Below are 1,721 nucleotides of genomic sequence, written 5' to 3' on the forward strand. Positions count from 1 at the left end.
GAGCCACAGGGTGCCCGCACGGTGCGCACCCGCGATGATGAGGTTGGGCATCGGGGAAGAGTCGTCGTCGCGTGCGGGAGCGGGGAGTGCGACTGAAGAAGTTCGACGCCTTTCCCGGGGCCATTTCGATGTCCTGATGGCGTGCTAGCTGCTTGTAGAGCCACAGGGTGCCCGCACGGTGCGCACCCGCGATGATGAGGTTGGGCATCGGGGAAGAGTCGTCGTCGCGTGCGGGAGCGGGGAGAGCGGCGCTCGTGCCGCGGCGAGCGGCGGGCGCGTGCTCCGCAGCGGGTGCCCCTAGGGCGATGTGTCGTTCGACGGTCTCGCTGATGTACCCGTAGACGTTGTCGGAGTAGTGGAACGGCGCCGGTCCCCACCGGTGGGCGCTGCCCGCACGGACCTCGTGCTCGCCGAGCGTGATGACATGAGCGTCGAGGGACGTCTGTGCGGCCTTGACGTAATGGGGGTACAGGGCGTTGGCGTCGGCCGCGGAGAGCCCGAAGCTGTCGGGCGCCGGTGTGCCGGTGTCATCGATCGAGGCCCAGGGGATGTCCAGGAGGACGACCGCGGCGTCCGGCATGTGCTGGCGGACGAGGTTCCCGACGGAGGCGATCCCCTGCGACCAGTACTGGAAGTGCAGGTCGCTGCCGAAGGGCAGGTGCTGGGAGCCTGCGGGGAGGTTCTTCTCCGCGCCCGTGGAGACGAGCTCGACGGACCGCGTGATCACGGAGCCGTCAGGCAGGACGTACGCACCCAGCCGCTCGTCGACGAGGTCGACGAGGACGAGGTCGGTCTGGCCCGACAGCTGCGGCACGATGGCCTGGAGACTCGACTCGAAGTCCCCGGAGAGCATGCGCTGCTGGAACGCGGACTCGAGCTTCGGCGGGTCGATGAGGGTGACCGGGCGGGTGTAGGCGCTGAGCGCCGACTGCCGTGCGACGTACTGCACCAGCTCGAACCTGTCGGCGTCGAAGTGCTCGAACGCGTCTCTCGAGACGCACGAGCCATAGATGAAGACTCGGTTCTTGGTCATCGGGGGCTCCCTGCCTGCCAGTCATCCGGCCGAGGACCACCGCAGACCAGGTGGAGGACGGCCGAGACGGAGCGGACGGCGCTACGGCCGTCTCCGTAAGGATTGATTGCTTGGGCCATCGCGTCGTACGTGGCCTGGTGGGTGAGGAGCGTCGTCACCTCGTCGACGATGCGATCCTCGTCCGTACCGACGAGCTTCACCGTCCCCGCGTCGACGGCCTCCGGGCGTTCGGTGTCCTGCCTCATGACGAGGACGGGCTTGCCCAGACTGGGCGCTTCTTCCTGGACGCCTCCCGAGTCCGTCAGCACCACGCTCGCGAGCGAGAGCAGGCGGGTGAACTCGCCGTACGCGAGGGGCTCGGTCACGGTGACGTTGCCCAGGCCCTGGAGGTGCGGCAGCAGGGCCTCGCGGACGACGGGGTTGCGGTGCGCGGGCAGGACCACCTGGGCGCCCGGGAAGACCTTCGCCAGGCGCGCCAGCGCCCGCCCGACGCCGTCCATGGCACCCCAGTTCTCGCGACGGTGAGTGGTCACGAGGATGACCTGACGCCCGGAGCACGCGAGGCTCTCCAGACCGGGGTCGGTGAAGGGGGTCTTCTTCTCGGCCGTCATCAGGAGAGCGTCGATCACGGTGTTGCCGGTGACGCTGATGGTCTCGGGGTCGACCCCCTCGCGGAGGAGGTTGTCCC

General features: G+C 68.9%; 2 protein-coding genes. Both read right to left on the minus strand.

Features of this window, described 5'->3' with window-relative positions; genetic code table 11:
- Positions 1–1,033: DUF6270 domain-containing protein (locus ACFWEK_RS21385; RefSeq protein WP_430555348.1), on the minus strand; the 1,033-nt coding region annotated here is incomplete at its 3' end.
- A partial coding sequence (gene wecB / locus ACFWEK_RS21390; protein ID WP_430555349.1) for a non-hydrolyzing UDP-N-acetylglucosamine 2-epimerase occupies positions 1,030–1,721 on the minus strand: 692 nt, incomplete at its 5' end. The genes wecB and ACFWEK_RS21385, both read right to left, overlap by 4 nt.

The sequence above is a fragment of the Isoptericola sp. NPDC060257 genome (assembly GCF_042726645.1).
Taxonomy (GTDB): Bacteria; Actinomycetota; Actinomycetes; order Actinomycetales; family Cellulomonadaceae; genus Isoptericola; species Isoptericola nanjingensis.